At 70.2% G+C, this 2,175-nt stretch carries 1 protein-coding gene; it reads left to right on the top strand.

Annotated features, from left to right (window positions below; all coding sequences use genetic code 11):
* Positions 1-2,175 (top strand): zinc-binding dehydrogenase (locus OXN85_00970; GenBank protein ID MCY3598531.1); only part of this gene is annotated, 2,175 nt, incomplete at both ends.

Here is a 2,175-nt window from a genome sequence, read left to right as displayed (position 1 = left end):
CGGGTCGACTACACCTTCACCGACATCTCGGCGGGCTTCTTCTCGCAGGCCGAAGGGCGCCTGGCGGCGACCGGCGCGCCGATCGAGTACAGGCGCCTGGACATCGAGGCGGATCCGGCGGCACAGGGCTTCAATGCTCACGCCTACGACCTGGTCATCGCCGCGAACGTGCTGCACACGACCCGGAACCTGGGCGATACGCTGTCGCACTGCCGCGACCTGCTCGCCCCGTCGGGTCAGTTGGTCGCCCTCGAAGGTCTCCGACACCGGACCTGGCAGGACCTGACGTTCGGGCTCCTGGATGGATGGTGGCGCTTCGCCGACATCTACCGGACCGAGCATGCCTTCGCCGGGCCGGACGAGTGGCGCCGGGCGCTGGACGACGCTGGCTTTTCCGATGTGGAGTTTCTGGGAACCCGCGACCCGGACCGCGACGAACACCTCGGTTCGAGCGTCATCCTCGCCCGAGGCCCGGCCGATGTCGTCCCCGCCAGCGGCGCCTGGGTCGTCGCGGCGGATGCCGCCGGCACTGCGGAGCAGCTCGCCGCCGAGCTGGCCTCCCGCAACCAGACGGTCCTTCTGGTTTGCGCGGAAGGCGACTCCGGCGCTCCCATGCCCGGAGTCTCCGGTGTCACGACGGCCGCCATCGAACCCTCGGACCGCGAAGCCTGGCGAGCCCTGCTGGCGGGCTTCCCCGAGGAACCGCCTCTAAGGGGCATCGCGCACTTCATGGCCCTGGATGGACACGGAGCGTCGGCGACGACGGAGGAGATGGAGGCGGACGTGACCCACGCCGCGTCCACGGCGCTGGCTCTCGCGCAAGGCGCTATCGACGCCGGCGTCGTCCCGACGGGGGGCGTCTGGTTCGTGACGCGCGGCGCGCAGGTCCTTGAGCAGGACCTCCTGGGAAGGAGATCCGGCGAACTTGCCGGCGCCGCACTCTGGGGCTTCGGAAAGGCGATGTCCTGGGAAGCGTCTCACCTTCAGCCGAGGTTGATCGATCTGGACCCCTCCCCGGAGACGCCGACGGCGCCAGACCTGGTCCGGGAACTCCTGTTCGCCGACTCCGAAACGCTCATCGCCCTCCGGGGCGGCGTCCGTCGGGCCGCGCGCCTGATTCGGCCCGGCGCCGACGATCCGCGTCTCGCTCTCCCGGAGGACCCCAACTGGGTCGTCGGCCCCGAGGATCCGGAGGCCGGCCTGGCCACTCTCCGGGCAAAGCCCCGAGCCCGACCCGATATCGAGCCCGGAGAGGTCCGGGTCGCCGTCGAAACGATGGGCCTCAACTTCGTTGACGCGCTGATGAGCATTGGCGCGGTCTCCACCGGCGGCGAGATCGGCCGCGAACTGGTGGGCCGCGTCCTGGAGACCGGCGAGGAGGTCGAAGGCCTCGCGACCGGCGACCTCGTGACCGGGATGGGATTCGGTTCGTTCACCCCGGAGATGGTCACCAATGGGGCGCTGCTGGCCCCTGCTCCCGCCGGTCTTTCCGCGACCGCCCTCGCAACCGTGCCCATCTGCTTCGTCACCGCCGACCTTGCGTTCCGGACGGCGGGCCTCAAGGCCGGAGAACGCGTGCTGATCCACGCCGGGGCCGGCGGCGTCGGCCTTGCCGCGATTCAACTGGCTCAGGCGGCCGGCGCCGAGGTTTTCGCGACCGCCAGCGCTGCCAAGCAGCCATTCCTCCGCTCCCTCGGCGTGGCCCGCGTGTTCGACAGCCGGCAGACGGCGTTCGGCGACGAAATCCTGCGGGCGACGAACGGAGAGGGCGTTCACGTCCTATTGAACAGCCTGACCAGCGAGGGCTTCATCGAAGCAAGCCTGTCCTGTCTGGGCTCCGGCGGCCGCTTCGTCGAGATCGGGAAGCGGGGCATCTGGGGCGAACAGGAGATGTCGACGTCGCGTCCCGATGTCGCGTACACCGTCCTCGACGTGGATGAGCTGAAACGGACCGATCCGGCGCGCGCGGGCGCTTCCCTCTCCCGGATTTTGGATCGCCTCGCAGCCGGCGAGCTGTCCCCTCTGCCGCACACGGTCTGGCCGCTCTGCGAAATCGAATCGGCGATGGACGCCATGCGGAGCGCCCGGCACACCGGCAAGAACGTCCTGCGGATGCCGCCGCTCGCCGGAGGTGGTCTCCGGCCGGACCGCACGTACCTCGTCACCGGCGGCCTG

It is taken from the genome of Candidatus Palauibacter australiensis, assembly GCA_026705295.1.
GTDB classification, from domain to species: Bacteria; Gemmatimonadota; Gemmatimonadetes; order Palauibacterales; family Palauibacteraceae; genus Palauibacter; species Palauibacter australiensis.
The sequence above is the reverse complement of the archived record's forward strand: the minus strand, read 5'-3'. Positions and strand labels throughout refer to the sequence as shown.